The following is a 21,456-nucleotide window of genomic DNA, read 5'->3' on the forward strand; positions in this document are numbered from 1 at the left end:
GCATGATGTCTCGCACCTCAGACACCCCGAACAAAAGAGTGAATCGGGTCCGCCGACAAAAGCGCTCCCAAACTACCCAAACGACTCCTAATCCCAGTTCTCAGCTGCGCTCACCGTTGATGACGGCACTCATGTGGGTCTGGCTACTTATTGCATGCATCTTTATCATATTTCCTGTCGTCTACGCGTTCGTCGGGTCTGTACGTTCCACAGCAGATATTCAAGCCGGCATCCAAACGCTGTTCTTCGGTGATTTCGTCGGTTCAAACTATCCACGAGCATGGGAGCAGTCCCAAGTTGGTCAACAGCTTGTGAACTCACTGATTGTCACGGTTTGCCAAACCGGAGGCCAATTTATTACATCGGTTCTTGCGGCCTTCGCCTTGGCTTTCGGCCGTATTCCCATGCCTGGAAAGATCCTCGGTTTCTTTCTCATCCCAATGATGATTCCTTCCGAGGTCTCGGTGATTGGTAACTATCTCACTGTGAGTGAGATGGGCCTTTACGACACAGTCATCGCAATCTTCCTTCCCTATGTCGCATCATCCTTCACAATCTTCTTGTTCTATCAAGCTTTCAAGCAGTTTCCCAAGGAGATCTATGAAGCAACGAAACTCGAAGGCGTCAGCAGGATTCGGTTCCTCTTTACTTTCCTTCTTCCTTTGAATCGTTCGGTATGCATGACTGCACTAGTCACCGGTGCAATTGCCGCTTGGAATGGCTACATGTGGCCACTGCTAATTACCCAATCTCCCTCTGTACGCACCATTCAGCCGGGTATCAAAGCCTTGGCGGATGAAACTGCCGTCGACACTGGCCTTGTGCTCGCTGGCCTTCTAATTGCCGCTCTGCCCACAATAATCCTCGTGATATTCGGCCAAAAATACCTGAGCCGCGGCCTCACCGAAGGAGCTGTCAAGTAATGCCTTTTTCTTCCCGCGCGAAGCTCTTGTCTGTAGTCACTGCCGTGGCTATCCCTGCTTTTGGAGTTACCGCCTGCGGCTCATCCTCTGACTCGGTGCCAAGAAATGAAGCCGGTGAAATTGTGGTGGACTTCTGGCATTCCTCTTCAGGTGCCTCTGGCGACACGCTCCAAGCTATTGTTGACCAATTCAATTCGGAGCATGAAGGCGAGTACGAAATTCATGCTTCTTATCAGGGAGCATATGAAGACTCAATTTCCAAGTTCATCGCCTCGGTCCAAACTGGCCATTTACCAGCACTCATGCAAGCTAGCGACATTCAAAGTCGCTTCATGATGGACTCAGGGCTCGCTATCCCGGCTGAAGACTTGGCAAAGGAAAATGGCGACTATGACTTCAACGATCTTGTTCCCATCGTCGCCAACTACTACACGATGGGAGACAAGATTTACTCGATGCCAGCGATGGTGTCGCAACCGGTCTTGTATGTCAATGACGAAGCCTTCGCAGACGCTGGTATCAATCCATCGTCATTGAGCACCACCGAGGGGCTCATGGAAGCTGTAGAAAAGCTGCACGGCAAGACTGGCAAGGCTGGATTAACTTTCCACCACTCAGGCTGGTATGTCGAAGAGATGGCAGCCATGTTGGGCAACGAGTTTTGTACACCAGAGAATGGCACTACGTCTGAAAAGGCTTCAACGTTCAGAATTGACGACCCTCAGCTTGTCGATATGTGGACGACCATCAGTGAGCTCTACAAGGAGGGCGCAATCCATGATGCGGGCAGTGATGGGTCTGCAGCCACGGGCGCATTTCTTAGCCAAAATGCTGCTATCCAGATGAACTCCTCTGGCGGTTACGGAAACGTCGCTGAGGCAAACCTCGATTGGGACTGGTCCATTCACGCCTTACCACGAGATACTGACGCCGCTGGCGCAGCTCCTGGAGGAAACTCTCTGTGGGTAATCGAAGAAGGTACTTCAAAAGAGGAACAAACCGCTGCTTGGGAATTTATGAAGTTTGTCGGTTCGGATGAAATTCAAAAGAAAATTTTTGACGAAACCGGTTACCTACCGACTACAACTGCAGCCATGGATTCTCTGACAGATCTAAGCCCCCAGCAAAAGTCGCTGTTAGAGCAGTATGCTTCTACGCCAGTCAACACTGTTACCGCTGGATGCCATACCGGCGCCTTGAATGACGCTCGTAAGTCCTATAGCCAAGCCATGTCAGCCATCGCCAATGGCAAAGACCCAAGGGCAGAATTCGAAACTGCTCAAGAAACGGCGGACTCTGCCATTGCCTCCTATAACAAACGAGCAAGTAAGTAGGTACTAGTTCAATGACCAAGATTGCCAATCCCCATACTTGGGAAAAGTTCACCGAGCGCGGCGATGTTCGTCGCCATCCAGGCTCTACTTTTGTTGCACATGTTCCTGAAGGCTCTGAGTTCCAACAAGTTGAAATTAGAATTCAAGACGACATTAAGTCTAGAGGTTGGGAAACCGATTACGGCTTCACCGTTCCTTCCAGCTTCCACATGACCCTCCTCAATGGCCTCAAGCATCGATCTCTACTCGGTCAGAAAGAAGCTTGGCCAGCTTGGCTCAACGAAACCGATGATTTTCCTGATTCGGTTGTCCGGATGCGTCAACGCCTCGTTGAAGCCAACATTGAAGGGCCCAAGGCACTTGCGGTGCGCGCTGTAGAGATGTACCCACTCGACGAACACCTGACCGTCAAATTGAAGCCGGCCGATGAGTCAGTTCGTCAGGAGATCGAACGGTTTCGTTGTGATATTGGAGAGGCGCTCGAGATTCCCGTGACAAGCCTTGAGCACTACCAGCTACACTCCACATTGGGTTACCGCCTTACCCAGGCAGAAGGAAACCTGGAGGAACTCTCCGAGGCCGAGGAGCTTTATAATTCCTGGTTACAGGAGATGGGCGTTATCAACCTCGAACCTGCTTTTTTCTCCTTGTTTAACGACATGCAGAGCTTCCCGCCTTTGCTCTACTTCGATCCGAGAGAGCGATAGACAATAGAGAATGCCCTGGCCTCACATTCTGGTGTGGCCAGGGCAATCTTTTTCAGCTGGGTCACGCTAGGTCAATACGTCAGCTAGAACAGTACGCGCGGCCCCCACTCCCTCCCAGAGCTGTCCTTGCCAGCCAAACGCTTGGGCGCCTTCGATGTTTACTGGGCGATCGTCAAAGAACACAACGTCTTCACGCTTGTGAGGGCCAAAGGATGTCTCAATTTCCCTTTCGGCTATACGAAAAATCTCTTGGCTCGGTTTAGCAACCCCCACCTCAGAAGAAAACACTTGTACTGCAATCTCTTGCGCCCACGGAGAAGTTTTTACCGCCCGCGCCATCGAATGCGGTGCATTGCTCAAGAGTGCAACGGGCACCTCAGCGGCATGAAGCTCCGCAAGGAAGTCCGCAGTCTCGGAGGTAGTTGCAGAGTTCCGCTCACCGTCGAGGGCACCCAATGCTGCGGAATCAACATGCTCGATTTCAGTAGGTGCAAGTCCCGCATCGAGAAGAACCTTCGGCCAATACTCCTCGTCTGACATCCCCAAGTCGTAAGCATCGCGATGGGCCCAATACGCGTTCATCAACGCCTCTGTATCCACTGGCAATCCGCACTCGGTAATGAAGTTAACCAGGCGCGGAACCCTATCTCCCTCCGGCACCAACACCTTGCCAATATCAAACACAACGATTGTCATAGCCTCTCCTCATACCAAAAGAAATCTCTAACTCTCTTCGCACAATTCAGTACGTACGAATCACAGTGTAGCGCCCGAATTTTCTGGCTGACCTGGCGTAATGGATATTTTGGGCGCAACAGAAAAGATTCATCTTTAGGCCATCTTGGCTGTTTACTTGTCGTTAATCTGCGCTAGATGGACTCAGCGTTGCTCTTAAGAAGGGAGAGATCTTGCCCGCTTTTCCACACCACGAATAGCGGCACTGTCAGTCTTCGTAGCCACGAGACTCGGTGCCTTAACCGATGTCTTTGTCCGCGGAGGGATTCTTGAAGAAGTACGGAAGAATGACTGGACGAACCATCGGCCAACCGGACCATTGCACGGACCACGAACTGCGTGGTTCTTAGAGCCCCAACAGTTCCGAAAGCTACTCCACGGCCGATTCGCCCGAGGCGGTGAGAAGACTAGTCGCGGTACGCCTCCGGGCCAGAGTTAAGCCAGGCGTACACGCCGCCAATAAGGAAGCCGCCGCCGATGAGGTTTCCCACCCACACGATGGACCAGTTGGCCAACACCGCGCCGAGGGTAAAGCCTTCCGGCAGCGGGCTGGCGCAGAAGAAGGTCAGGGTCATCAGGCAGAAGTTGGCAATAACGTGCTCCAGGCCTAGGCCCACGAAGCAGGCGATGATCGGCACGATGACGAAGAACTTGGACACCACATCCTTGGCAAAGACCGCGCCGACGATAGCCATGTTGACCACGAAGTTGGCCAGCATGGCCTCCACCAGCAGTCCGCCTGGGCCCTTGGTCAGCTTGCCCATCGAGAGGTTGGCAATGAGATGGTTGGGGTCGATTCCGCCCAGCTTGGCCGACATTCCCATGGCTGCAGCAAAGAGGGCGGCACCGACTAGGTTAAACAGCGTCGTGACCACCAGCAGCCACAGGCCCTTGCCCCAGCCCACCTGTTTAGTTACGGCGCCATAGACCATGTACATCATGTTGCCGGTGGCCAGCTCCGCGCCGAGAAGGACGATGGCAAACAGGCCCAAGCCGAACAGGCAGGCAAACACCAGCGAGCCCATGCCTTCCACATGCTTCTCGACGCCCATCCCCATCACCGCAGCAAACGCCGTACCGATGGCGAGGTACACACCCGCCAGGGTGGAGCGCACGGCAAACCGGCCAAAGGACTCGTCGAGCAACGCAACCTTTTTCTTTACCGCGGCTGCCGAAGCATCATTCAGGGACATTTCTTACCTCACTGGGGGACGCAGACTTCTCAGACGCTCGTAGTGTACTCCCCCGCGCTCAGGGTGACGAAACTCACCAGTGGCGCAGACACAAAAATTCCCCCGGAGCTCCTTCACGGAGTGCCGGGGGAATGATTCAAGCGCTACTTTACTTGAACGGGAAGCCGAGCTCGCGCAGGAGCTTGCGGCCCTCCTCGTCGTTGGTAGCGGTGGTCACGACGGTGATGTCCATACCGCGCGGGCGGTCCACCTTGTCGATGTCGATCTCGTAGAACATGGTCTGCTCGGTGAGACCGAAGGTGTAGTTGCCGTGGCCGTCGAACTGCTGATCGGAGAGACCGCGGAAGTCGCGAATACGCGGCAGCGCGATGGTCAGCAGGCGGTCCAGGAACTCCCACATGCGGTCGCCGCGCAGGGTAACGCGTGCGCCGATGGGCATGCCCTCACGGAGCTTGAAGTTTGCGATGGACTTCTTAGCGCGACGCACCTGCGGCTTCTGGCCGGTGATAGCGGTAAGGTCCTCGAGAGCGCCGTTGATCATCTTGGAGTCGCGGGCAGCGTCGCCCACACCCATGTTGACAACGACCTTGGTGACGCCCGGAATCTGCATCACGTTGTCGTACTTGAACTCGTCGTTCAGAGTCTTCTTGATTTCCTCGCGGTAGCGGGTCTTCAGACGCGGAGTGTAGTTCTCGCTCATGTTAGATGTCCTTCCCGTTGCTACGTGCGATGCGGACCTTCTTGCCGTTTTCGTCGAAACGGTAGCCCACGCGGGTCGGGTTGCCCTCGGAGTCAACGATCGCAACGTTGGACACGTGGATCGGAGCTTCCTGGGTAACGATTCCGCCGGACTCGGCGCCACGCTCGGTAGCGGAGTTAGCAACGTGCTTCTTGACGCGGTTGACGCCCTCAACGAGGACCTTGTCGCGCTTCGGGTATGCCTCGATGACCTTGCCCTTCGCGCCCTTGTCCGGGCCCGAAATGACGATCACCATATCGCCCTTATGAATCTTCATAAGATTAGATCACCTCCGGTGCGAGAGAAACGATCTTCATGAAGCGCTTATCACGAAGTTCGCGAGCAACCGGGCCGAAGATGCGGGTACCGCGCGGCTCATTGTCGCCCTTGAGAATAACTGCGGCGTTTTCATCGAATGCGATGTAGGAGCCGTCCGGGCGACGGGTCTCCTTCTTGGCACGGACGATGACGGCCTTGACGACATCGCCTTCCTTCACGTTGCCACCCGGGGTGGCTTCCTTGACAGTGGCAACGACAACGTCACCAATGCCAGCGAAACGTCGAACGGAGCCGCCGAGAACGCGGATGACGAGGAGCTCTCGTGCACCGGAGTTGTCGGCGACGCGCAGACGCGATTCTTGCTGAATCACTATGGGTCTCCTGACCTGGATTAACGTGCGTCAAGATTTCCGTCCTTGACACACCTGGTCTACTTGCTTGCGTGGCATAGGCTGTGCGACGAACTCGCTGTTCACAGCGGTCGAAGGGTCTCGGTGTGGCGATTCGGAAACGCATCGCGCTGCACCGACCGACCATATGCAACCCATACATTCAAGCATGTCCCCCACTGTTTCCCCAAATCGCGCACCCCACTGTTTCCCCGCCCCCACAGAACTTCCCATCCTCCCAAACCCAAATGTGCAGACCCGGAAGTGCAGAGGCGCTGGTGGACGTCGTCAAGCGCACGCGCAGTGCTTGGCGACGACCGTGCTGTACTTCCAGGTCTGCACTTATGGAATCGGCGGACGGAGGCTCTAGGCCTTCTCCGCCGAAGCGGCGGTGGTGGTAGCCGCAGGTTTCGGCTTCGGGTCCACGGTGAGTAATGCATCCCCGAAGGTGATTTCCGCACCGGTGGCATAGGCCGGGAGGACTGGGCCCGTCTTCTTCGAGTTGGATACCACCACAGGTGTTGTCACCGGGTAGTCCGCCGCCTTGATGGCGGCGATATCGAACTCGCAGAGGAGGTCACCGGCCTTGACCTCATCGCCCTTGGAGACGTGCGAGGTAAAGTGCTCGCCCTTCAGGTTCACGGTGTCGAAACCGATGTGCATGAGGATGTCAACGTTGTTGCCGTCGGCATCTTTTCCACGCACGGCATAGGCGTGCTTGGAAGGGAAGGTGACGGTGATCTTGCCATCAATCGGGGAGACGAGGCGCCCCTCGCTCGGCTCGATGGCCGCGCCCGCGCCCAGCTTGCCGGCGGCAAACATCGGGTCGGAGACCGATTCCAACGCGATGGCCTTTCCGGCCAGCGGGGAGGCCACGCGGTAGGCATTCGGATCAGCGGTGGCGGCAGGAACCGCACCGCCTACGTCGGCGTTGGCGGTACCGACCTCATCGGGATCGATGGAGCCGTTCTTGGAGATGAGGTAGCGGCCATATACAAAGGCCACGCCGAAGGAGAGGATGAGGGAGACGAAGGCGCAGATGAAGAACTGCGTGTAATCCTCCGGGCGCATTGAGACGAATCCGATGAAGCCGGCGGCGCCGAGGGCGGTAGCTTTGACGTCGAGAAGCGCGATGAGCGTCGAGGCCACTGCGGACGCGCCCATGCCGATGTAGAACGGCCAGCGCAGGCGGAGGTTCACACCGAAGATGGCGGGCTCGGTAATGCCAAAGAGCGCGGAAACGCCCGAGGCGCCCGACAGGCCCTTGAGCTTTTCCGACTTGGTCAGGAAGTAGACCGCCAAGGCCACGCCACCCTGGGCAATGTTGGCCATGGAGGCCACCGCGAAGATGAAGGAACCGCCCTCGTTCCACAGCATCGTCTCAATCGGCGGGAAGGACTGGTGCAGGCCGGTAATGACGATCGGTGAGTAGAACAAACCGAAGATGAAGCCGCCCACTGGGCCGGCGAAGGTGTAAAGGTCGTTGAGCCCAGCGCCAAGCATGTCGCCCGCCGTGCGCAGAATAGGACCAACCGCGATGAAGGTGATAAAGCCCGTCACCAGCAACGTGAGCAACGGGGTGAGCATGAAGTCCACGGTGCCCTTGAGGTGCTTGTGCAGGAATTTCTCAATCGTGGCCAGAATCCACGCGATGACCAAGATCGGCAGGATGGAACCCTGGTAACCCGCCTGGGCCACATCGAGGCCGAAGATATTCCAGTAGGACATCTCCCCCGCCTCGATGGTCGCGGCCACCTGATACCCGTTCACCAGGTCCGGCATCACCATGGCCATGGCCATGCCCGCACCGAGGAACTCGTTGCCGCCGAAGCGCTTGGTGGCGGTGAAGCCCACCAGGATAGGCAGGAAGGCAAACGGCGCGGAAGCCAAGAGGTTGATGAGCCCGGCGACATCCGCCATGGCCGGGAACATCTCGATGACGGATTGCTCGCCGAACAGCCCGTTGGCGGTCAGCACATTGTTGAGCGCCATGAGCAGACCGCCGCCGACCAGAATCGGGATGAGCGGCACGAAGATATCCGCGAGGACCTTCACTGCCCGGGAGAACCAATTGCCGGAGTCGGCGGCGATGTCCTTGAGCTTGTCAGTAGAAACTGCGATATCCTTCGAGGTCATCGCGTTGATCTGGTCGAATACGATGTTGACATCGCCCGGACCGACGATGACCTGGAACATGCCCCCGGCCTCAAAGATGCCCTTGAGGTCCGGATCGTTTTCTAGTGCGGCCGTATCGACCTTTTTACTGTCTTTCAGCACCATGCGCAGGCGGGTGGCGCAGTGCGCGAGCGCCACAATGTTGTCTTCGCCGCCGATTGCTTTGAGTGTTCGCGCCGCGACCTGTTTGTGATCCATGTCGGCGTGCCTCCTCGGAGAGTGAGATGAATTAAATAGCTTCACCTCCCATTAGACACGTTACCCAACATAAAACCAATCATTCGGGCGCAAATATAGGAAAATTCACACCCTACCGGGCTTCCCAGCCGCGCCAGCGAGCGTCGCCGGCGCCAAAGACTGCCGACGCCCCCGCAATCCGCCCATCGCCCGCAAAGACCTCGACCGCGCAGCCATCAGCGATAAGCTCCAGTGTTCCTGCTGGACACGGCACGACGCGTTCATCTTCGTCAGACGTGAGCCGCAGCTCTCCCCCGCCGTAAGCTACGAGGAAGGCGGTGGCACCGGAGGCGTCGACAAGCGCATATGTGCCCTCCCCAGCCTGCAGCGTGGCCACCGAACCGAACCCCTCTCGCGCCGGTCCCGCCGGCACGGACCACAGCGGTGCCTGGCGCAACCAGCCATCCTCCAGCCAGACGCGCCGCGGAAGCGTCAGCGTGTGCACCCAGCCCTGGGCGACAGTCGGGGTGTCATCCTGCGCGGGCAGCCCCATCCACCCCAGCATGATGGCCTCGCCATCCCTCTCCACCAGTTGCGGCGCATAGAACTGGTGGCCATAGTCCACCTCGCTGAAGCCGCGCTCCACGTGGAAAACCGTGCCCTCAAGCCGGCCCACGAGGTAGCCGCACTGGTCGGAGGAGGCGTAGTGCGTGGCGCTACCGCGCACGGGATCTAAACCTTGTGGGCAGATGACCAAGACATCCTTGTCCTTCCCCGTGGCGCGGTCCCGCAGCGTGAGCAAATTCGGGCATTCCCACATGTAGCCGCCCGGCACCAGGTCGGGGCTCAGGCCCGGCTCAGCGCCCGAGGTGTCAAAGGTGAGCGCACCGTCAAAGGACCACTGCGCCAAGTCCGTGGAGCGATAGAGCACCACGTGCCCGGTTTCATCCTCCGCCTGGGCGCCGAGCACCATGCGCCAGCCGTCCTTGTCGCGGGTGATCTGGGGATCGCGGTAATGCCCGGTGAAACCTGCGGCGGGCCCGTCGATGAGGGGGTTCGCGGCGTCGTGCTCGTAGAAGCCGCCTTCTGGACCGCCGGCATCGACCGCGCGGACGCGGTTCTGCGAGGGAATCCGCACGCCATCGCGCTTGAGGTTGCCGGTATAAAACAGCCAGACGTCCTCGCCGTCGACCACCGCACCACCGGAATAGCAACCGTGGGCGTCGTGCTCACGGATGGGATAGAGCGCGTCCGGGAAGTGCCGCCAGGGCTGCGGCTCGCTTAAGCAAGTCACGGCGTGCCCCCACCCCGTCTGCTTCGGTGCGTGTGGGAAACAGGGGTCGTGCTGATAGTAAACGTGCAGGTTATCGCCATCAAGGAAGACCCCGTTTGGATCGTTAAGGCGACCGGACGGCGGGGAGAGATGGAAGTGCGGACGGTAGTTCATGCTCCCGATAGTATGGGCTCTATGGACATTATGGTGTGTGGCGAAGGCCTCGTTGACCTCGTTCCGCGCGGACGCGGGGGGCTGGCGGATCTCACCCCGGCGTTGGGCGGCGGCCCCTTCAATGTGGCGGTCGCGGCGGGGCGTTTGGGCGCAAGCGTGGGTTTTCAATCGCGGCTTTCGCGGGATGCATTCGGGCAGGCGCTCGTGGAGCGCCTACATAAAGAAGGAGTGGATACCTCGCTCGTGCAGCGCGGTGACGAGCCCACCACGCTGGCGGTCTGCAACATCGGGGAGGACGGCTCGGCCACCTACTCCTTCTATACGGAGGGCACGGCGGACCGGCTGGTGGAGCCGGTGCTTGCCGACGTCCCCTGGGCCTGCTTCGGCACCGTCTCCCTCGCCCTGGAGCCGGGCGCATCCCGCTATGCCGCGCTACTTCAGGCGCTTGCGGCGCAGGGTACAAAGGTGGCGCTGGATCCGAACATCCGCCCCTTCTTTGCCACCCCGGCGCACCGCGAGTTTTTGTTGTCCTTGCTGCCGCACGTCACGCTGTTGAAGCTGAGCGAGGAGGAAGTTGAATTCCTCGGTGAGGACGCGCTTTCGCACGTCCCCGTGGTCGTAACCACGCGTGGTGCGGAAGGTCTGAGCGTGCGCACGGACTCGGTGTCGCTGCAGGTCCCGCGGGTCGAGGTGGAGGTGGCGGACACCATCGGCGCGGGCGACACGGTGATGGCCACGCTCTTAAGCCAGTTGGTGGAGCGGGACGTTAGCGCTTTGGGCGTCGAGGAGTGGCAGGAGATCCTGCACTTTGCGGCGACGGCCGCGGCGATCACGGTTTCGCGCACGGGCGCGCAGCCTCCCACGATTTCTGAGGTGGAGGAACTACTATGAGCTATCCCCTGCGCACGACCGGGCTCCACGGTCTGCTCTTCCTCGTGGTGACGGTGTCCTTCATTTTGCCCGTCGTCTTCGGCACGGGCGCGCTTCTGCCGGTGCCAGTTGCGGTGGTGCTGTCGGTGCTGCTGGGAGGTGCCACGCTTGTCGACGCCTCCTACCACGCCTTCTCCCCCGCCCAGCGCCCCACCCGGGGGCTGCGCGCTATCTCCGCGCTGGGCGCGGTTGCGCTCATCGCGGGCTGGCTGGTGTGGCTCAAGGTCTTTCGCACCGTCGACCTGGCCAGCGCCGCGCCCTACCGCATCGGCACGTTTCTTCTCGCGGTGGGCGCGGTGCTCTGTGTCTTTAGCATCGCTATCGCGCTCACGCACCGGCGGGTGCGCTAAAGAATATCTGCCGGTATGTAGGGCATGCGCAGCGTGCCCATCGGGACACTCACATCGCTTTGCCAGAATCCGCTCGTGGCATCGATCGGCAAGGTGACCTTCGTGCCTTCGTAGCCGTCCCACAAATCCCCATTGCCGACTATTCCGATACATTCCTGGTTTGCACGAACCTCCACCTCACCCGGCCTGCCGCTCATGCTGCCGCTCAACGTGGTGGGTGCGTCCAAGGCCAGGACCCACACCTCTTCCGAGGCATATTCGGGCAAGACGATGCCGGGCTCTCCACCGTCGAGGTCGCCTGCTTCAGCCTTGTACACGGTGCCCGACACGGTAGACGGGACATCGGCAGGATTGCCCTCGCTGCGGACGCGGTGCTTCCGGTACACGCACTTCTCAATGCCGCTGGCAGCGGAGGTGCCCACACCGTCTTTAGCTACATCTTGTGCGTTGGACGTCTTCGCGCCTTCAGCCGCGCCAGAATCAGCGGCGCCAGGTGTATAGCCGGCTGGCAGCGTCGGGTTCGGGCCGGCCGCTTCGATGCTCGGTTGTGGCTGCGCGTCCGAATCCGGCCCGGCCTGCGTAGTTGAAGCGTCGCCAGTGGATTCCACAGCCGGGGCATCAGCAGCAACCGGGGCAGGCTCCTCCGCGGCGCAACCAACGAGGGCTGCAACAGAGGAAGCGCAGACCAGGGTAAGCAGAGAGCGAGAGAACGCGGACATAGAGAGTTTGGCCTTTCAGGAGATGAACGGCCTTACCCTAACACGTTCCCGCAGCTTAAACCGTAGAACTGTAGACCGCTCCCCTGACAGGCTGTTGTCTGTGGCGTGCCGGATGCGGAAGTGAAAAGCGCATAAAAATGGCCCCCACGTAAACCGTGGGGGCCATTGATATCGAGGAGGGCTAGATTTTACTTAGCCTTCTCCACGATCTCGACGAGACGGAAGTGCTTGTCCTTGGACAGCGGGCGAGTCTCGGCGATGAGAACGCGGTCGCCGATGCCGGCGGTCTCGTTCTCGTCGTGCGCCTTAACCTTCTTGTTAGTGCGCATAATCTTGCCGTAGAGGGCGTGCTGCTTGCGGTCCTCGAGCTCGACAACGATGGTCTTGTCCATCTTGTCGGAGACAACGATGCCGGTGCGGGTCTTGCGAGCGCCCTTTTCCTTCTTAGTGTTCACGTTTGCCTCACTCATGATTAAGCCTCAGCTCCCGGAGCAACGGACAGGCCCAGCTCGCGCTCGCGCAGAACGGTGTAGATGCGGGCGATGTCGCGCTTAACCGTGCCGATGCGGCGGTTGTTGGTCAGCTGGCCAGTGGCCTTCTGGAAACGAAGGTTGAAGAGCTCTTCCTTCGCATCCTTCAGGCGGGTCTCCAGCTCAGCGTTGTCGAGCTCACGGAACTCGTGGGCGGGGGTACCGGTAGCCATTAGAACTGGTCCTCCTTCTTGATGATGCGGACCTTGCACGGAAGCTTCTGGCCAGCGCGGCGCAGGGCCTCGATGGCAACTTCGTCGTTCGGGTAGGTCATCTCGAAGAGGATGCGGCCCGGCTTAACGTTGGCAACCCACTTCTCGACGGGACCCTTACCGGAACCCATACGCACGCCGAGCGGCTTCTGGGTCAGGGGGCGGTCCGGGAAGATGTTGATCCACACCTTGCCACCGCGCTTAACGTGGCGGTTGATGGCAATACGTGCGGCCTCAATCTGGCGGTTGGTGATGTACGCCGGCTCGAGAGCCTGGATGGCGTAGTCACCGAAGTTGATGCGGTTACCGCCCTTGGACACACCCGAGCGGGTCGGGCGGTGCTGGCGACGGTACTTGACGCGCTTAGGAATCAGCATGGATTAGCCCTCCTGCTTCTGCTGTGCGCGCTGACGACGCTGGCCACCACGGCGCGAGCGACCGTTACGGTCACCGCGGCCACGGCCCTGCGCCGGAGCGTTCAGTTCGGACTCGCGCACGCCACCGACAACGTCACCCTTGTAGATCCACACCTTGATGCCGATGCGGCCGAAGGTGGTGTGGGCCTCTGCGGTGCCGTAGTCGATTTCGGCGCGAAGAGTGTGCAGCGGAACGCGACCCTCGTGGTAGCGCTCAACGCGAGACATTTCTGCACCGCCCAGGCGGCCGGACAGCAGAATCTTGATGCCCTTGACCTGCGGCTGGCGCATAGCGGACTGGATAGCCTTGCGCATTGCACGACGGAATGCGACACGGTTAACCAGCTGCTCCGCGATGGACTGCGCAACCAGGGTTGCGTTGGCGTCGACCTGCTTGACCTCGAGAATGTTGAGGGCAACCATCTTGCCGGTGAGCTTCTCCAGCTCGCGGCGGATGCGGTCAGCCTCAGCGCCGCGGCGGCCAATCACGATGCCCGGGCGGGCGGTGTGAATGTCCACGCGGACGCGGTCGCGGGTGCGCTCGATGACGACGTCGGCAATGCCGGCGCGGTCGAGGCCCTTCTCCAAGTACTCGCGGATCTTGATGTCTTCGGCTACGTAGTTTGCGTAGTCCTTATCGGCGTACCAGTGGGTCTTCCAGTCGGAAGTGATGCCCAAACGTAGGCCGTGAGGATGGATCTTCTGGCCCATTACTTGGCCCCTTCCTTCTGGCTCTCGACAACCACAGTGATGTGGCTGGTGCGCTTACGAATCATGAATGCGCGGCCCTGTGCGCGCGGCTGGAAACGACGCATGGTCGGCCCCTCGTTGGCGTATGCCTCGGAGATAACCAGGGTGCGCGGATCCAGGCCGAAGTTGTTCTCAGCGTTGGCAGCTGCGGATGCAACGACCTTGGCAACCGGCTCAGCGGCGCCCTGCGGAGCGTACTTCAGGATTGCAAGTGCCTCGGCTACGGACTTACCGCGGACCAAGTCGATGACGCGGCGTGCCTTCATCGGGGTAACGCGGACGTAGCGAGCCGTTGCGGATGCGGAGGTGATGGTGTCACTCATCGCTTATCGACGTCCCTTCTTGTCGTCCTTGACGTGACCCTTAAAGGTCTTGGTGGGTGCGAACTCACCAAGCTTGTGACCAACCATGGAGTCCTCGACGAACACCGGCACATGCTTGCGGCCGTCGTGGACGGCGAAGGTGTGACCGATGAAATCGGGCAGGATGGTGGAGCGGCGAGACCAGGTCTTGATGACCTGCTTGGTGCCGGCCTCGTTCTGAGCATCAACCTTGTTGAGGAGGTGCTCATCGACGAACGGGCCCTTCTTAAGGCTGCGTGGCATTGTTTACCTCCTCTTAGCGCTTCTTGTTCGGGCGACGACGGCGCACGATCATGTTGTTCGAGTAACGGTTCGGGTTGCGGGTGCGGCCTTCCTTGTGGCCCCACGGCGACACCGGGTGGCGACCACCCGAGGTCTTACCCTCACCACCACCGTGCGGGTGGTCGACCGGGTTCATAACGACACCGCGGACGGTCGGGCGGACGCCCTTCCAGCGCATACGGCCGGCCTTGCCCCAGCGGATGTTCATCTGGTCAGCGTTGCCAACCTCACCGACGGTGGCGCGGCAACGGATGTCGACGCGACGGATCTCAGAGGACGGCATACGCAGGATGGCGTACTTGCCCTCCTTACCCAGCAGCTGGATGGAAGCACCAGCGGAGCGGGCCAGCTTAGCGCCAGCGCCCGGCTTGAGCTCCACAGCGTGGATGGTGGTACCGGTCGGGATGTTGCGCAGCGGCAGGTTGTTGCCAACCTTGATATCTGCGTTCGCACCAGCCTCAACGATGGCACCCTGCTTCAGGCCCTTCGGGGCGATGATGTAGCGCTTCTCGCCGTCTGCGTAGTGCAGGAGGGCGATGTTAGCGGTACGGTTCGGGTCGTACTCAATGTGAGCGACCTTTGCAGGGATGCCGTCCTTGTCGGTACGACGGAAGTCGATGAGACGGTAACGGCGCTTGTGGCCACCGCCGATGTGGCGGGTGGTGATGCGGCCGTAGTTGTTACGACCACCAGTCTTGCTCAGCGGGCGCAGCAGGGACTTCTCCGGGGTCGAGCGAGTGATTTCCTCGAACTCGGACACGGAGGATGCGCGGCGACCCGGAGTTGTCGGCTTGTACTTACGAATAGCCATAATTCTTCCTTTTCCTTTCGGCTCTTCGGTGGGGCTTAAGCGCCTGCGCCGAAGACGTCGATGGAGTCGCTGCCTTCACGGAGCGTCACGTAGGCGCGCTTGGTGGACTTACGCTGACCGAAACCGGTGCGGGTGCGCTTGCGCTTACCTGCACGGTTCACGGTGTTCACGGAAGCAACCTGCACGCCGAAGATCTGCTCGACGGCATCTTTAATCTGGGTCTTGTTGGAGTCCGTGGAGACGTAGAACGTGTACACGTTCTGCTCCATGAGGCCGTAGGACTTCTCGGACACAACCGGTGCGATGATGACGTCGCGCGGGTTAGCGAGCTTAGCCATTACTTCTCCTCCTTAGCTTCCTCGGCAGCGCCGGTAGCGCGCTCGACGAAGGTGTGCAGAGCCTCAACGGAGAACACAACGTCGTCCGAGTAGAGGACGTCGTAGGTGTTCAGCTGGCCGGCGTCCAGGATCTGGACGTTCGGCAGGTTGTTGGCGCTGCGGCGAGCATTGATGTCCTCGCGGCCGATGACCAGAAGAACGTTCTTGCGGTCGGTGAGGCGCTCGATGAAGGCCTTGGCCTGCTTGGTGGACGGGGTCTGGCCCGGGACGAGCTCCTCGATGACGTGGATGCGCTCGTTACGTGCACGGTCAGACAGTGCGCCGTAGAGAGCAGCCTTGATCATGCGCTTCGGGGTGCGCTGGGAGTAGTCACGCGGGACCGGGCCATGCACGGTGCCGCCGCCGGTGTAGTGCGGAGCACGGATGGAACCCTGGCGGGCGCGGCCGGTGCCCTTCTGGCGGAACGGCTTGCGACCACCACCGCGGACCTCGCCGCGGGTCTTGGTCTTGTGGGTACCCTGACGAGCGGCAGCGAGCTGTGCGTTGACAACCTGGTGCATCAGAGCGATGGATGCCTCGGTGTCAAAGAGCTCGGCCGGCAACTCAACGGTGCCGTTGGTCTTACCGTCAGCGGTCTGGACGTCTAGCTTGAGGTTGCTCATGCGTGTGCACCGCCCTTCACTGCGGTCTTAACGGTGACGAGGCCACCGCGCGCACCCGGGATAGCACCCTTGATGAGCAGCAGGTTGGACTCGGCATCAATCTTCTGAATCTTCAGGTTCTGGGTGGTCACGCGGTCCTGGCCCATGCGGCCAGCCATGCGCTTACCCTTGAAGACGCGGCCCGGGAACGAAGCGCCACCGATGCCACCAACGCGGCGGTGAGCAGCCTGGTTACCGTGGGCAGCGCCCTGGCCTGCGAAGCCGTGGCGCTTCATAGCGCCAGCGTAGCCGTGACCCTTGGTGGTGCCGGTGACGTCAACGAAGGTCACGCCCTCGAAGATGTCCACCTTGACCTCCTGGCCGACCTCGTATGCGGAGGTATCGTCCATGCGGATCTCAGCGACGTAGCGGCGCGGGGTCACGCCAGCCTTCTTGAAGTGACCAGCGGCCGGCTTGTTGGCCTTGCGCGGGTCCTTCTCGCCGAAGGCAATCTGGATGGCGTTGTAGCCATCGGTTTCCTTGGTACGGATCTGGGTAACCACGCACGGGCCAGCCTCGACGACGGTCACCGGCACAACGCGGTTCTCCTCGTCGAAGACCTGGGTCATGCCGAGCTTGGTGCCCAGAATTCCCTTGATCTCGTTTTCACTCATTGTTTGTTCTCCACCAAATACGTTGTGTCGATCGCTTACTGAATATTCACGTCGACGCTTGCCGGAAGGTCGATGCGCATCAGGGCGTCAACGGTCTTCGGGGTCGGGTCGAGAATGTCGATGAGGCGCTTGTGAGTGCGCATCTCGAAGTGCTCGCGAGAGTCCTTGTACTTGTGCGGAGAACGAATAACGGCGTATACGTTCTTCTCGGTTGGGAGCGGCACCGGGCCGACAACACGAGCACCCGTACGGGTAACGGTCTCGACGATCTTCTTAGCAGAAGCGTCGATGGCCTCGTGGTCGTAGGCCTTCAGCCGAATGCGGATTTTTTGTCCCGCCACGCTTATCCTCTTCCTCGCTTCCCCACTTTCACATACCCGGCCTATCCGGGGCGTGAAGCGGTGGGAAATTGCTTCTCGATTTCTCTATAACGTTGTCCGGGCTGGAAGCCATGGCTCAACGCCAGTTGTCTGACTGTCATGACGACCACGAGAGTGACTTAAGGCAAAGCCCAGAGTGCAGTGCTCGTGACGGGGTACAAGACCCGTAGTCAAAGTAAATAGGAAGAAGACTGGGGCGTTAGATCTCAACGATCCGCAACCAAAGTCTTATTCATATACTGCCGCTGTTTATTTGCCATGCCCCTTCTCCGGTCCATCTTCTCGGGGTGCCTCTGCTCAAGCGCGGACCTAGCCCGATCGGATGACCTTCGCGTGCAGCTCTGGAATGAACTCCACAACAAAGGTGTCATGTTCGCCTTACCAGCAACAACGCCCTACAAGCTTGCGCCTGCGGCTACGTTGCTGTGTTAAAGCAACCCCTGTATTTAAGCACGTAACCTCGCGTTTTCCAAACTCCTGCCGAAACAGTGGGTAACATCACGTTTTGGGCAAGGATTGCCTCCCCGCCGCCCCACGTTATGCGTTCGGCGATAAGCTCGTGACGTAGGTACCAACTACACAATGAAAAGGATTGAGCATGGCTGAGAACACCACCCCCAAGGACGTTGCCGAGCAGAACACTCAGGCTGGCGACACCACCCCGGCACCCGCACCGGAGCGCAACAAGAACCTGGAGACCGACTTCGGCACCACCCGCATCGATGACGTCGTCGTGTCCAAGATCGCCGGCATCGCCGCCCGCGAGGTCTCCGGTGTCGCTGCCCTCGGTGGCGGCGGCGCCCGCATGATGGGTTCCATCCGCGAATCCTTCGGTGCTTCCGAGGACGTGCGCCAGGGCGTCACCGTCGAGGTGAACAACGGCACCGCTTCCATTGATATCGCCATCATCGCCGAGTACGGCGTGGCCATCCACGAGCTCGCCGAGGCCATCCGCCGCAACATCATGAATGCGGTCGAGCGCATGACCGGCCTGAGCGTGGACCGCGTTGACGTCGTCGTCCACGACGTCAAGCTGCCGAAGGAAGAGCAGGATTCCACCGAGTCAGCCCCGGCGGTTACCCAGGGCCAGGCATAACGTGGCCCCTGCCGAGCTGACCCCCTCCATCGCGCAGTCCATAGTGGCGGCGGTGACGGATCTGAGGGGCGTCGCCAAGCTCTCGCCCGGCCGGTTCGGGGAGGTCGCGCTCCTGTTTCCCGGTGAGCGCATACACGGCATCCGCCGCCCCACCCCGCAGGATGACACGCACCTGGAGCTGCACGTCGTCGTCGATGTCAGCGCCGGCGTTCCGCTCGCCGAGCTTGGTGCCGCCACCCGCACCACCGTCCGCAACACCTGGCCCGCGGCGAGCCGCGTGGACGTTGTCTTCGACGACGCGGTGTAGAGGAACCGACACACAGAACTAAAGGAAAACCATGAAGAACTACACCTCCCTCGGCGTGATTGCCGGCTTGGTTCTGGCCTTTTTCATCTACCTCGGCGTGTGGTACGTCGCGCTGGCGGTGCTGCTCGCCGCGGTCGGCGGCGTCATCGGCGCGCATTTCGACGGCCGCATTGACCTCACCGCGGTGTGGAAGGGCGTGGTCGGCCAGGATAGAGGCCGAGGCTAGTGAGCACCGATTCCACCGGGGTCGCCCTCGCCGGGCGGACCCGCTTTTCCCTGCGTGCGATGGAAAAGGTCATTAGCTCCGCCATTGCGAGCGTGCCGGGAACCGCGGCTGTCGACGCTAAGTTAGCCGGCCTCGCCGGCCGCGCTTTTCCGCGGGTGATGGCGCAGATGGACCCGGATACGCAGATGGTGGCGGTCGACGTCGACATTGCTGTGTACTGGCCCTCCCCCGTCACCGCAGTGGCGAAGGCCGTCCGCACGGCGATTCGGGAAGCCGTCCGCGATTTCACGGGCTTTCGTACCACCCGCGTCAACGTGACGGTCGCCGGCGCGGTCGCGGGCGAGCGCACGACCGCACTGGCGGTCGACACCCGCGCGCCGCTAACCCCGCAGATTCCAGCGATTGTTCCGGAACGTGCCCTGAAGCCGGTAGAGGTCTCACCGCACGCAAAGGTTCACCAGGTTGCGGTTCCTTCACCGGTGTCGGTGCGTGCGGTGGCGGTGCCGGAGGCGGTGAAGGTGAGGGGCGTCGGCAAGCAGGCGGACGTTGAAGTGCGCACGGAAGGTTTCGGCCCTGGCGAGCACCGCTACGACGAGCTGCGCCCCGTTCGCACAGCCCCGCCGCAGCGGCTGCGCGCTGTCGCCACCCCCGCGCCCGTGGCCGTCCGTTCCGTACCGGCTCCGCGGGGATTCGCGCTGCGCCGCGTTGAGGCTCCCCGCCCCGTCCAGCCGCGGCGGGTTCAGGTCCCGCAGGCTGCTCCCCTACGCACCCCGCACGCCGAGCCGCTCCAGCTACGCCCCATTGAGATTCGGCCTTCCGCCGAGTTCACACGCCGGGTCGACATTCCACGGCCGACGCCGCTGCGTGCCATCACTATCCGCGAAGGAGTCCATCATGAGTGAGAGCTCCCTTCCCGTTGGCTTTGGCCAGCGCCCGAAAGCATCCCCGCCGGCGCGCGGGTGGACCATCATCGTCGGCATTCTGCTGCTCGCCGCGGCCGTCGTCGCGGGGCGCGAAGCCTGGGTCGTGGGTGCCAAGGAGGGCGGTGTCTCGTGGCTACAGCCATTCATCGACGTGATGTCCACGCCGACTGTCGACACCTGGATGCTGATAGCCGGGGGCGTCGCCATCGTTGTCGGGTTGATTCTGCTGTGGGCGGCGTGCGCGCCGCGCAAGGCCCTGCACGTGCAGATCGGTTCCGACGAGGCGTCGATGTGGCTGCGCGCGGTGGACATTGCCCGCGTGGCGTCGGCAACGGCGCGTCGGGTGCCGGGAACCGTGGCGGCGCGGAGTCGGGCGAAGATTTCACAAGGCCGCTCTCAGATCACGGTGACCGCGACGGGCGATACTGACGACGCCCAGCTCAAAGCCCGCGTCACTGAAGCCGTCACGGCGGCGCTTGCGACGATCACCCCGCCCCCGGAGATCACCGTGGTGATTGAGAATGACGAGGAGGGTGTTGCCAATGTCTAAGACGCTCGCGGGTATAGACCGCACGATTCTCGCTGTCTTGGGGCTCCTGCTCATTGCGTTGGGCGCGTGGCCGATTCTTATACACTTCGAGGTCCCCTTCGCCACATATTTGGCGTCCTGGGTGGACCACGATACGTGGGCTGGTTTGCCGGAACAGTCATGGTGGCCGTATGCGCTGTGCTTGGCGACGATCATCTGCAGCCTCGCCGGCCTGTGGCTCGTCATTAGCAACCTGCGGCACCATCGGTTTAACGCGGTGCCCTCGGATGCCTCCGATGAGGAAGGCGCGATTAAAACGGAGATGTCTGCGATTGCGGGTGCGGTGGCGGATACCCTCGCGGCGGTAGAGGGCGTTGAGAAGGTTTCGCGGCTCGTGGCCTATGACCGCTCGCGGCCGACGCTGCAGTATGAGGTGTTGGCGGATCCCGATACGCCCTTGCTGCGTATCAAGGACGCCATTGAGGTTAATGACAGTGACTTCCGCGCGGCGTTCCCTGGGATGGATGTGGATACGCGGTACAAGGTCCACTTCACGAAGGTCCAGTCCGCCTAAGCACAGCGCGCGTTGCGCCTTTAAGCCCCTCACGTGAGGGGCTTTTTGCGTACCAGCCCCATTAACCAGGAATTTTGTCCCCTCCGGTTGCGGGGCCCACGGTGCTGTTTTAGTCTCTGTGCCCATGGGGGATATCGAAACCTACATCCGCCTCCGCAACTCGGGGATTGCGCTGGTGGAAAACATTCCTGGCTCACCCGATGAGCTTCGCACGCTCGGAGCTTCTGCTTCCGATGCCACTGAGCTTGCAAACCTTAACCAGGTCTACTTCGGGCCCACCCGCTTTAGCGGCAAACAACGCAAAGCCC

The 21,456-nt window shown here is 60.6% G+C and carries 30 protein-coding genes and 1 pseudogene; 12 read left to right on the forward strand and 19 right to left on the reverse strand.

Going from position 1 to position 21,456, the window contains the following annotated elements:
- The first annotated feature begins 2 nt into the window (after positions 1-2).
- Genes HMPREF2967_RS04600 through HMPREF2967_RS04610 form a run of 3 tightly spaced genes read left to right on the forward strand, consistent with a single transcriptional unit; the run spans position 3 to position 2,964 of the window.
- On the forward strand, positions 3-923 hold the full coding sequence (locus tag HMPREF2967_RS04600; RefSeq protein ID WP_083303816.1) for a carbohydrate ABC transporter permease: 921 nt from the start codon (positions 3-5) through the stop codon (positions 921-923).
- A complete protein-coding gene (locus tag HMPREF2967_RS04605; protein WP_083303817.1) occupies positions 923-2,257 on the forward strand; it encodes an ABC transporter substrate-binding protein in 1,335 nt (444 codons plus the stop codon). The genes HMPREF2967_RS04600 and HMPREF2967_RS04605 overlap by 1 nt, the downstream gene beginning before the upstream one ends.
- Positions 2,258-2,268: 11 nt before the next feature.
- Entirely contained in the window at positions 2,269-2,964 is a 696-nt protein-coding gene (locus HMPREF2967_RS04610) for a DUF1868 domain-containing protein (protein ID WP_070521719.1), read from the forward strand.
- 66 nt (positions 2,965-3,030) lie between these two features.
- Here the strand turns inward: HMPREF2967_RS04610 and HMPREF2967_RS04615 are convergent, their stop codons facing one another.
- The 7 genes from HMPREF2967_RS04615 to HMPREF2967_RS04645 all read right to left on the reverse strand — a co-directional run bounded on the left by HMPREF2967_RS04615 (position 3,031) and on the right by HMPREF2967_RS04645 (position 10,098).
- Positions 3,031-3,660 (reverse strand): HAD family hydrolase, encoded by a 630-nt coding sequence (locus HMPREF2967_RS04615; protein WP_070563562.1) that lies wholly within the window; start codon positions 3,658-3,660, stop codon positions 3,031-3,033.
- Between the two features lie 446 nt (positions 3,661-4,106).
- Positions 4,107-4,892, reverse strand: coding sequence for a formate/nitrite transporter family protein (locus HMPREF2967_RS04620; protein ID WP_070530801.1), 786 nt, complete (start codon positions 4,890-4,892; stop codon positions 4,107-4,109).
- Between the two features lie 148 nt (positions 4,893-5,040).
- Complete coding sequence (gene rplE / locus HMPREF2967_RS04625; protein WP_070521728.1) at positions 5,041-5,592, reverse strand: 50S ribosomal protein L5; 552 nt, start codon at positions 5,590-5,592, stop codon at positions 5,041-5,043.
- A 1-nt stretch (position 5,593) separates the two neighbouring features.
- Positions 5,594-5,908: a 50S ribosomal protein L24 gene (gene rplX, locus HMPREF2967_RS04630; RefSeq protein ID WP_005527724.1), complete on the reverse strand. Its 315-nt coding sequence runs from the start codon at positions 5,906-5,908 to the stop codon at positions 5,594-5,596.
- 4 nt (positions 5,909-5,912) lie between these two features.
- Positions 5,913-6,281 carry a 50S ribosomal protein L14 gene (gene rplN, locus HMPREF2967_RS04635; protein WP_070521731.1) on the reverse strand — a complete coding sequence of 123 codons (369 nt, stop codon included), beginning with the start codon at positions 6,279-6,281 and terminating at the stop codon, positions 5,913-5,915.
- Positions 6,282-6,665: 384 nt separating this feature from the next.
- Complete coding sequence (locus HMPREF2967_RS04640) at positions 6,666-8,672, reverse strand: sucrose-specific PTS transporter subunit IIBC (protein WP_070563565.1); 2,007 nt, start codon at positions 8,670-8,672, stop codon at positions 6,666-6,668.
- Between the two features lie 112 nt (positions 8,673-8,784).
- Complete coding sequence (locus HMPREF2967_RS04645; protein WP_070563568.1) at positions 8,785-10,098, reverse strand: glycoside hydrolase family 32 protein; 1,314 nt, start codon at positions 10,096-10,098, stop codon at positions 8,785-8,787.
- Positions 10,099-10,119: 21 nt separating this feature from the next.
- Here HMPREF2967_RS04645 and HMPREF2967_RS04650 point away from each other — a divergent pair, with 21 nt between their 5' ends.
- Both HMPREF2967_RS04650 and HMPREF2967_RS04655 read left to right on the forward strand, forming a co-directional pair.
- Positions 10,120-10,989: a carbohydrate kinase family protein gene (locus tag HMPREF2967_RS04650; protein WP_070685209.1), complete on the forward strand. Its 870-nt coding sequence runs from the start codon at positions 10,120-10,122 to the stop codon at positions 10,987-10,989.
- On the forward strand, positions 10,986-11,378 hold the full coding sequence (locus HMPREF2967_RS04655) for a hypothetical protein (RefSeq protein ID WP_070685198.1): 393 nt from the start codon (positions 10,986-10,988) through the stop codon (positions 11,376-11,378). Before HMPREF2967_RS04650 ends, HMPREF2967_RS04655 begins: the two co-directional genes overlap by 4 nt.
- Here the strand turns inward: HMPREF2967_RS04655 and HMPREF2967_RS04660 are convergent.
- The 12 genes from HMPREF2967_RS04660 to rpsJ all read right to left on the reverse strand — a co-directional run bounded on the left by HMPREF2967_RS04660 (position 11,375) and on the right by rpsJ (position 17,454).
- Positions 11,375-12,097 (reverse strand): hypothetical protein, encoded by a 723-nt coding sequence (locus tag HMPREF2967_RS04660; protein ID WP_070565061.1) that lies wholly within the window; start codon positions 12,095-12,097, stop codon positions 11,375-11,377. The genes HMPREF2967_RS04655 and HMPREF2967_RS04660 overlap by 4 nt on opposite strands.
- A gap of 188 nt (positions 12,098-12,285) precedes the next feature.
- Positions 12,286-12,567: a 30S ribosomal protein S17 gene (gene rpsQ / locus HMPREF2967_RS04665; protein ID WP_070521746.1), complete on the reverse strand. Its 282-nt coding sequence runs from the start codon at positions 12,565-12,567 to the stop codon at positions 12,286-12,288.
- Positions 12,568-12,569: 2 nt separating this feature from the next.
- Complete coding sequence (rpmC, locus tag HMPREF2967_RS04670) at positions 12,570-12,800, reverse strand: 50S ribosomal protein L29 (RefSeq protein WP_005276944.1); 231 nt, start codon at positions 12,798-12,800, stop codon at positions 12,570-12,572.
- On the reverse strand, positions 12,800-13,216 hold the full coding sequence (rplP, locus tag HMPREF2967_RS04675; protein ID WP_070521748.1) for a 50S ribosomal protein L16: 417 nt from the start codon (positions 13,214-13,216) through the stop codon (positions 12,800-12,802). Before rplP ends, rpmC begins: the two co-directional genes overlap by 1 nt.
- A 3-nt stretch (positions 13,217-13,219) precedes the next feature.
- The gene (gene rpsC, locus HMPREF2967_RS04680) at positions 13,220-13,966 is read right to left on the reverse strand and encodes a 30S ribosomal protein S3 (protein ID WP_070446580.1); all 747 of its coding nucleotides are present in this window, start codon (positions 13,964-13,966) and stop codon (positions 13,220-13,222) included.
- The gene (rplV, locus tag HMPREF2967_RS04685) at positions 13,966-14,328 is read right to left on the reverse strand and encodes a 50S ribosomal protein L22 (RefSeq protein ID WP_010189645.1); all 363 of its coding nucleotides are present in this window, start codon (positions 14,326-14,328) and stop codon (positions 13,966-13,968) included. The genes rpsC and rplV overlap by 1 nt, the downstream gene beginning before the upstream one ends.
- A gap of 3 nt (positions 14,329-14,331) precedes the next feature.
- A complete protein-coding gene (rpsS, locus tag HMPREF2967_RS04690; RefSeq protein ID WP_010189646.1) occupies positions 14,332-14,610 on the reverse strand; it encodes a 30S ribosomal protein S19 in 279 nt (92 codons plus the stop codon).
- Between the two features lie 13 nt (positions 14,611-14,623).
- Complete coding sequence (gene rplB / locus HMPREF2967_RS04695; protein ID WP_070563577.1) at positions 14,624-15,460, reverse strand: 50S ribosomal protein L2; 837 nt, start codon at positions 15,458-15,460, stop codon at positions 14,624-14,626.
- A 35-nt stretch (positions 15,461-15,495) separates the two neighbouring features.
- Positions 15,496-15,798 carry a 50S ribosomal protein L23 gene (gene rplW / locus HMPREF2967_RS04700; protein WP_070521753.1) on the reverse strand — a complete coding sequence of 101 codons (303 nt, stop codon included), beginning with the start codon at positions 15,796-15,798 and terminating at the stop codon, positions 15,496-15,498.
- Positions 15,798-16,460, reverse strand: a complete 663-nt coding sequence (gene rplD, locus HMPREF2967_RS04705; protein ID WP_010189650.1) for a 50S ribosomal protein L4 — start codon at positions 16,458-16,460, stop codon at positions 15,798-15,800. The genes rplW and rplD overlap by 1 nt, the downstream gene beginning before the upstream one ends.
- A complete protein-coding gene (gene rplC / locus HMPREF2967_RS04710; RefSeq protein WP_070521756.1) occupies positions 16,457-17,113 on the reverse strand; it encodes a 50S ribosomal protein L3 in 657 nt (218 codons plus the stop codon). The genes rplD and rplC overlap by 4 nt, the downstream gene beginning before the upstream one ends.
- A gap of 35 nt (positions 17,114-17,148) precedes the next feature.
- Positions 17,149-17,454: a 30S ribosomal protein S10 gene (rpsJ, locus tag HMPREF2967_RS04715; RefSeq protein ID WP_003848085.1), complete on the reverse strand. Its 306-nt coding sequence runs from the start codon at positions 17,452-17,454 to the stop codon at positions 17,149-17,151.
- 637 nt (positions 17,455-18,091) lie between these two features.
- On the opposite strand from rpsJ, the gene HMPREF2967_RS04720 reads away from it, so the two are divergent.
- The 7 genes and pseudogenes from HMPREF2967_RS04720 to HMPREF2967_RS04750 all read left to right on the forward strand — a co-directional run.
- A complete protein-coding gene (locus tag HMPREF2967_RS04720) occupies positions 18,092-18,589 on the forward strand; it encodes an Asp23/Gls24 family envelope stress response protein (protein WP_070685200.1) in 498 nt (165 codons plus the stop codon).
- A 52-nt stretch (positions 18,590-18,641) separates the two neighbouring features.
- A complete protein-coding gene (locus HMPREF2967_RS04725; RefSeq protein WP_232770655.1) occupies positions 18,642-18,896 on the forward strand; it encodes a hypothetical protein in 255 nt (84 codons plus the stop codon).
- A 31-nt stretch (positions 18,897-18,927) separates the two neighbouring features.
- Positions 18,928-19,122, forward strand: a complete 195-nt coding sequence (locus tag HMPREF2967_RS04730; protein WP_010189668.1) for a hypothetical protein — start codon at positions 18,928-18,930, stop codon at positions 19,120-19,122.
- The gene (locus HMPREF2967_RS04735) at positions 19,122-20,024 is read left to right on the forward strand and encodes an Asp23/Gls24 family envelope stress response protein (protein WP_070565067.1); all 903 of its coding nucleotides are present in this window, start codon (positions 19,122-19,124) and stop codon (positions 20,022-20,024) included. The genes HMPREF2967_RS04730 and HMPREF2967_RS04735 overlap by 1 nt, the downstream gene beginning before the upstream one ends.
- Positions 20,017-20,595: a DUF6286 domain-containing protein gene (locus tag HMPREF2967_RS04740; RefSeq protein ID WP_070685204.1), complete on the forward strand. Its 579-nt coding sequence runs from the start codon at positions 20,017-20,019 to the stop codon at positions 20,593-20,595. The genes HMPREF2967_RS04735 and HMPREF2967_RS04740 overlap by 8 nt, the downstream gene beginning before the upstream one ends.
- The gene (locus tag HMPREF2967_RS04745) at positions 20,588-21,148 is read left to right on the forward strand and encodes a hypothetical protein (RefSeq protein WP_070521772.1); all 561 of its coding nucleotides are present in this window, start codon (positions 20,588-20,590) and stop codon (positions 21,146-21,148) included. Before HMPREF2967_RS04740 ends, HMPREF2967_RS04745 begins: the two co-directional genes overlap by 8 nt.
- A gap of 124 nt (positions 21,149-21,272) precedes the next feature.
- Positions 21,273-21,456 (forward strand): annotated as a pseudogene (locus HMPREF2967_RS04750) (HNH endonuclease); the annotation flags it as partial.

It is taken from the genome of Corynebacterium sp. HMSC059E07 (assembly GCF_001814395.1).
Classification (GTDB): Bacteria; Actinomycetota; Actinomycetes; order Mycobacteriales; family Mycobacteriaceae; genus Corynebacterium; species Corynebacterium hesseae.

Coding starts and splice junctions, on each gene's coding strand:
- rpsQ (WP_070521746.1), bottom strand. CDS start 12,567: ATGAGTGAGGCAAACGTGAACACTAAGAAGGAAAAGGGCGCTCGCAAG.
- HMPREF2967_RS04615 (WP_070563562.1), bottom strand. CDS start 3,660: ATGACAATCGTTGTGTTTGATATTGGCAAGGTGTTGGTGCCGGAGGGA.
- HMPREF2967_RS04660 (WP_070565061.1), bottom strand. CDS start 12,097: ATGTCCGCGTTCTCTCGCTCTCTGCTTACCCTGGTCTGCGCTTCCTCT.
- rpsS (WP_010189646.1), bottom strand. CDS start 14,610: ATGCCACGCAGCCTTAAGAAGGGCCCGTTCGTCGATGAGCACCTCCTC.
- rplE (WP_070521728.1), bottom strand. CDS start 5,592: ATGAGCGAGAACTACACTCCGCGTCTGAAGACCCGCTACCGCGAGGAA.
- HMPREF2967_RS04620 (WP_070530801.1), bottom strand. CDS start 4,892: ATGTCCCTGAATGATGCTTCGGCAGCCGCGGTAAAGAAAAAGGTTGCG.
- rplC (WP_070521756.1), bottom strand. CDS start 17,113: ATGAGTGAAAACGAGATCAAGGGAATTCTGGGCACCAAGCTCGGCATG.
- HMPREF2967_RS04745 (WP_070521772.1), top strand. CDS start 20,588: ATGTCTAAGACGCTCGCGGGTATAGACCGCACGATTCTCGCTGTCTTG.
- rplW (WP_070521753.1), bottom strand. CDS start 15,798: ATGGCTAAGCTCGCTAACCCGCGCGACGTCATCATCGCACCGGTTGTG.
- HMPREF2967_RS04600 (WP_083303816.1), top strand. CDS start 3: ATGATGTCTCGCACCTCAGACACCCCGAACAAAAGAGTGAATCGGGTC.
- rplV (WP_010189645.1), bottom strand. CDS start 14,328: ATGAGTGACACCATCACCTCCGCATCCGCAACGGCTCGCTACGTCCGC.
- HMPREF2967_RS04645 (WP_070563568.1), bottom strand. CDS start 10,098: ATGAACTACCGTCCGCACTTCCATCTCTCCCCGCCGTCCGGTCGCCTT.
- HMPREF2967_RS04605 (WP_083303817.1), top strand. CDS start 923: ATGCCTTTTTCTTCCCGCGCGAAGCTCTTGTCTGTAGTCACTGCCGTG.
- rpsC (WP_070446580.1), bottom strand. CDS start 13,966: ATGGGCCAGAAGATCCATCCTCACGGCCTACGTTTGGGCATCACTTCC.
- HMPREF2967_RS04740 (WP_070685204.1), top strand. CDS start 20,017: ATGAGTGAGAGCTCCCTTCCCGTTGGCTTTGGCCAGCGCCCGAAAGCA.
- rplP (WP_070521748.1), bottom strand. CDS start 13,216: ATGCTGATTCCTAAGCGCGTCAAGTACCGTCGCCAGCACCGCCCGACC.
- HMPREF2967_RS04730 (WP_010189668.1), top strand. CDS start 18,928: ATGAAGAACTACACCTCCCTCGGCGTGATTGCCGGCTTGGTTCTGGCC.
- rplB (WP_070563577.1), bottom strand. CDS start 15,460: ATGGCTATTCGTAAGTACAAGCCGACAACTCCGGGTCGCCGCGCATCC.
- HMPREF2967_RS04655 (WP_070685198.1), top strand. CDS start 10,986: ATGAGCTATCCCCTGCGCACGACCGGGCTCCACGGTCTGCTCTTCCTC.
- rplD (WP_010189650.1), bottom strand. CDS start 16,460: ATGAGCAACCTCAAGCTAGACGTCCAGACCGCTGACGGTAAGACCAAC.
- rplX (WP_005527724.1), bottom strand. CDS start 5,908: ATGAAGATTCATAAGGGCGATATGGTGATCGTCATTTCGGGCCCGGAC.
- HMPREF2967_RS04640 (WP_070563565.1), bottom strand. CDS start 8,672: ATGGATCACAAACAGGTCGCGGCGCGAACACTCAAAGCAATCGGCGGC.
- HMPREF2967_RS04720 (WP_070685200.1), top strand. CDS start 18,092: ATGGCTGAGAACACCACCCCCAAGGACGTTGCCGAGCAGAACACTCAG.
- rpmC (WP_005276944.1), bottom strand. CDS start 12,800: ATGGCTACCGGTACCCCCGCCCACGAGTTCCGTGAGCTCGACAACGCT.
- HMPREF2967_RS04650 (WP_070685209.1), top strand. CDS start 10,120: ATGGACATTATGGTGTGTGGCGAAGGCCTCGTTGACCTCGTTCCGCGC.
- HMPREF2967_RS04610 (WP_070521719.1), top strand. CDS start 2,269: ATGACCAAGATTGCCAATCCCCATACTTGGGAAAAGTTCACCGAGCGC.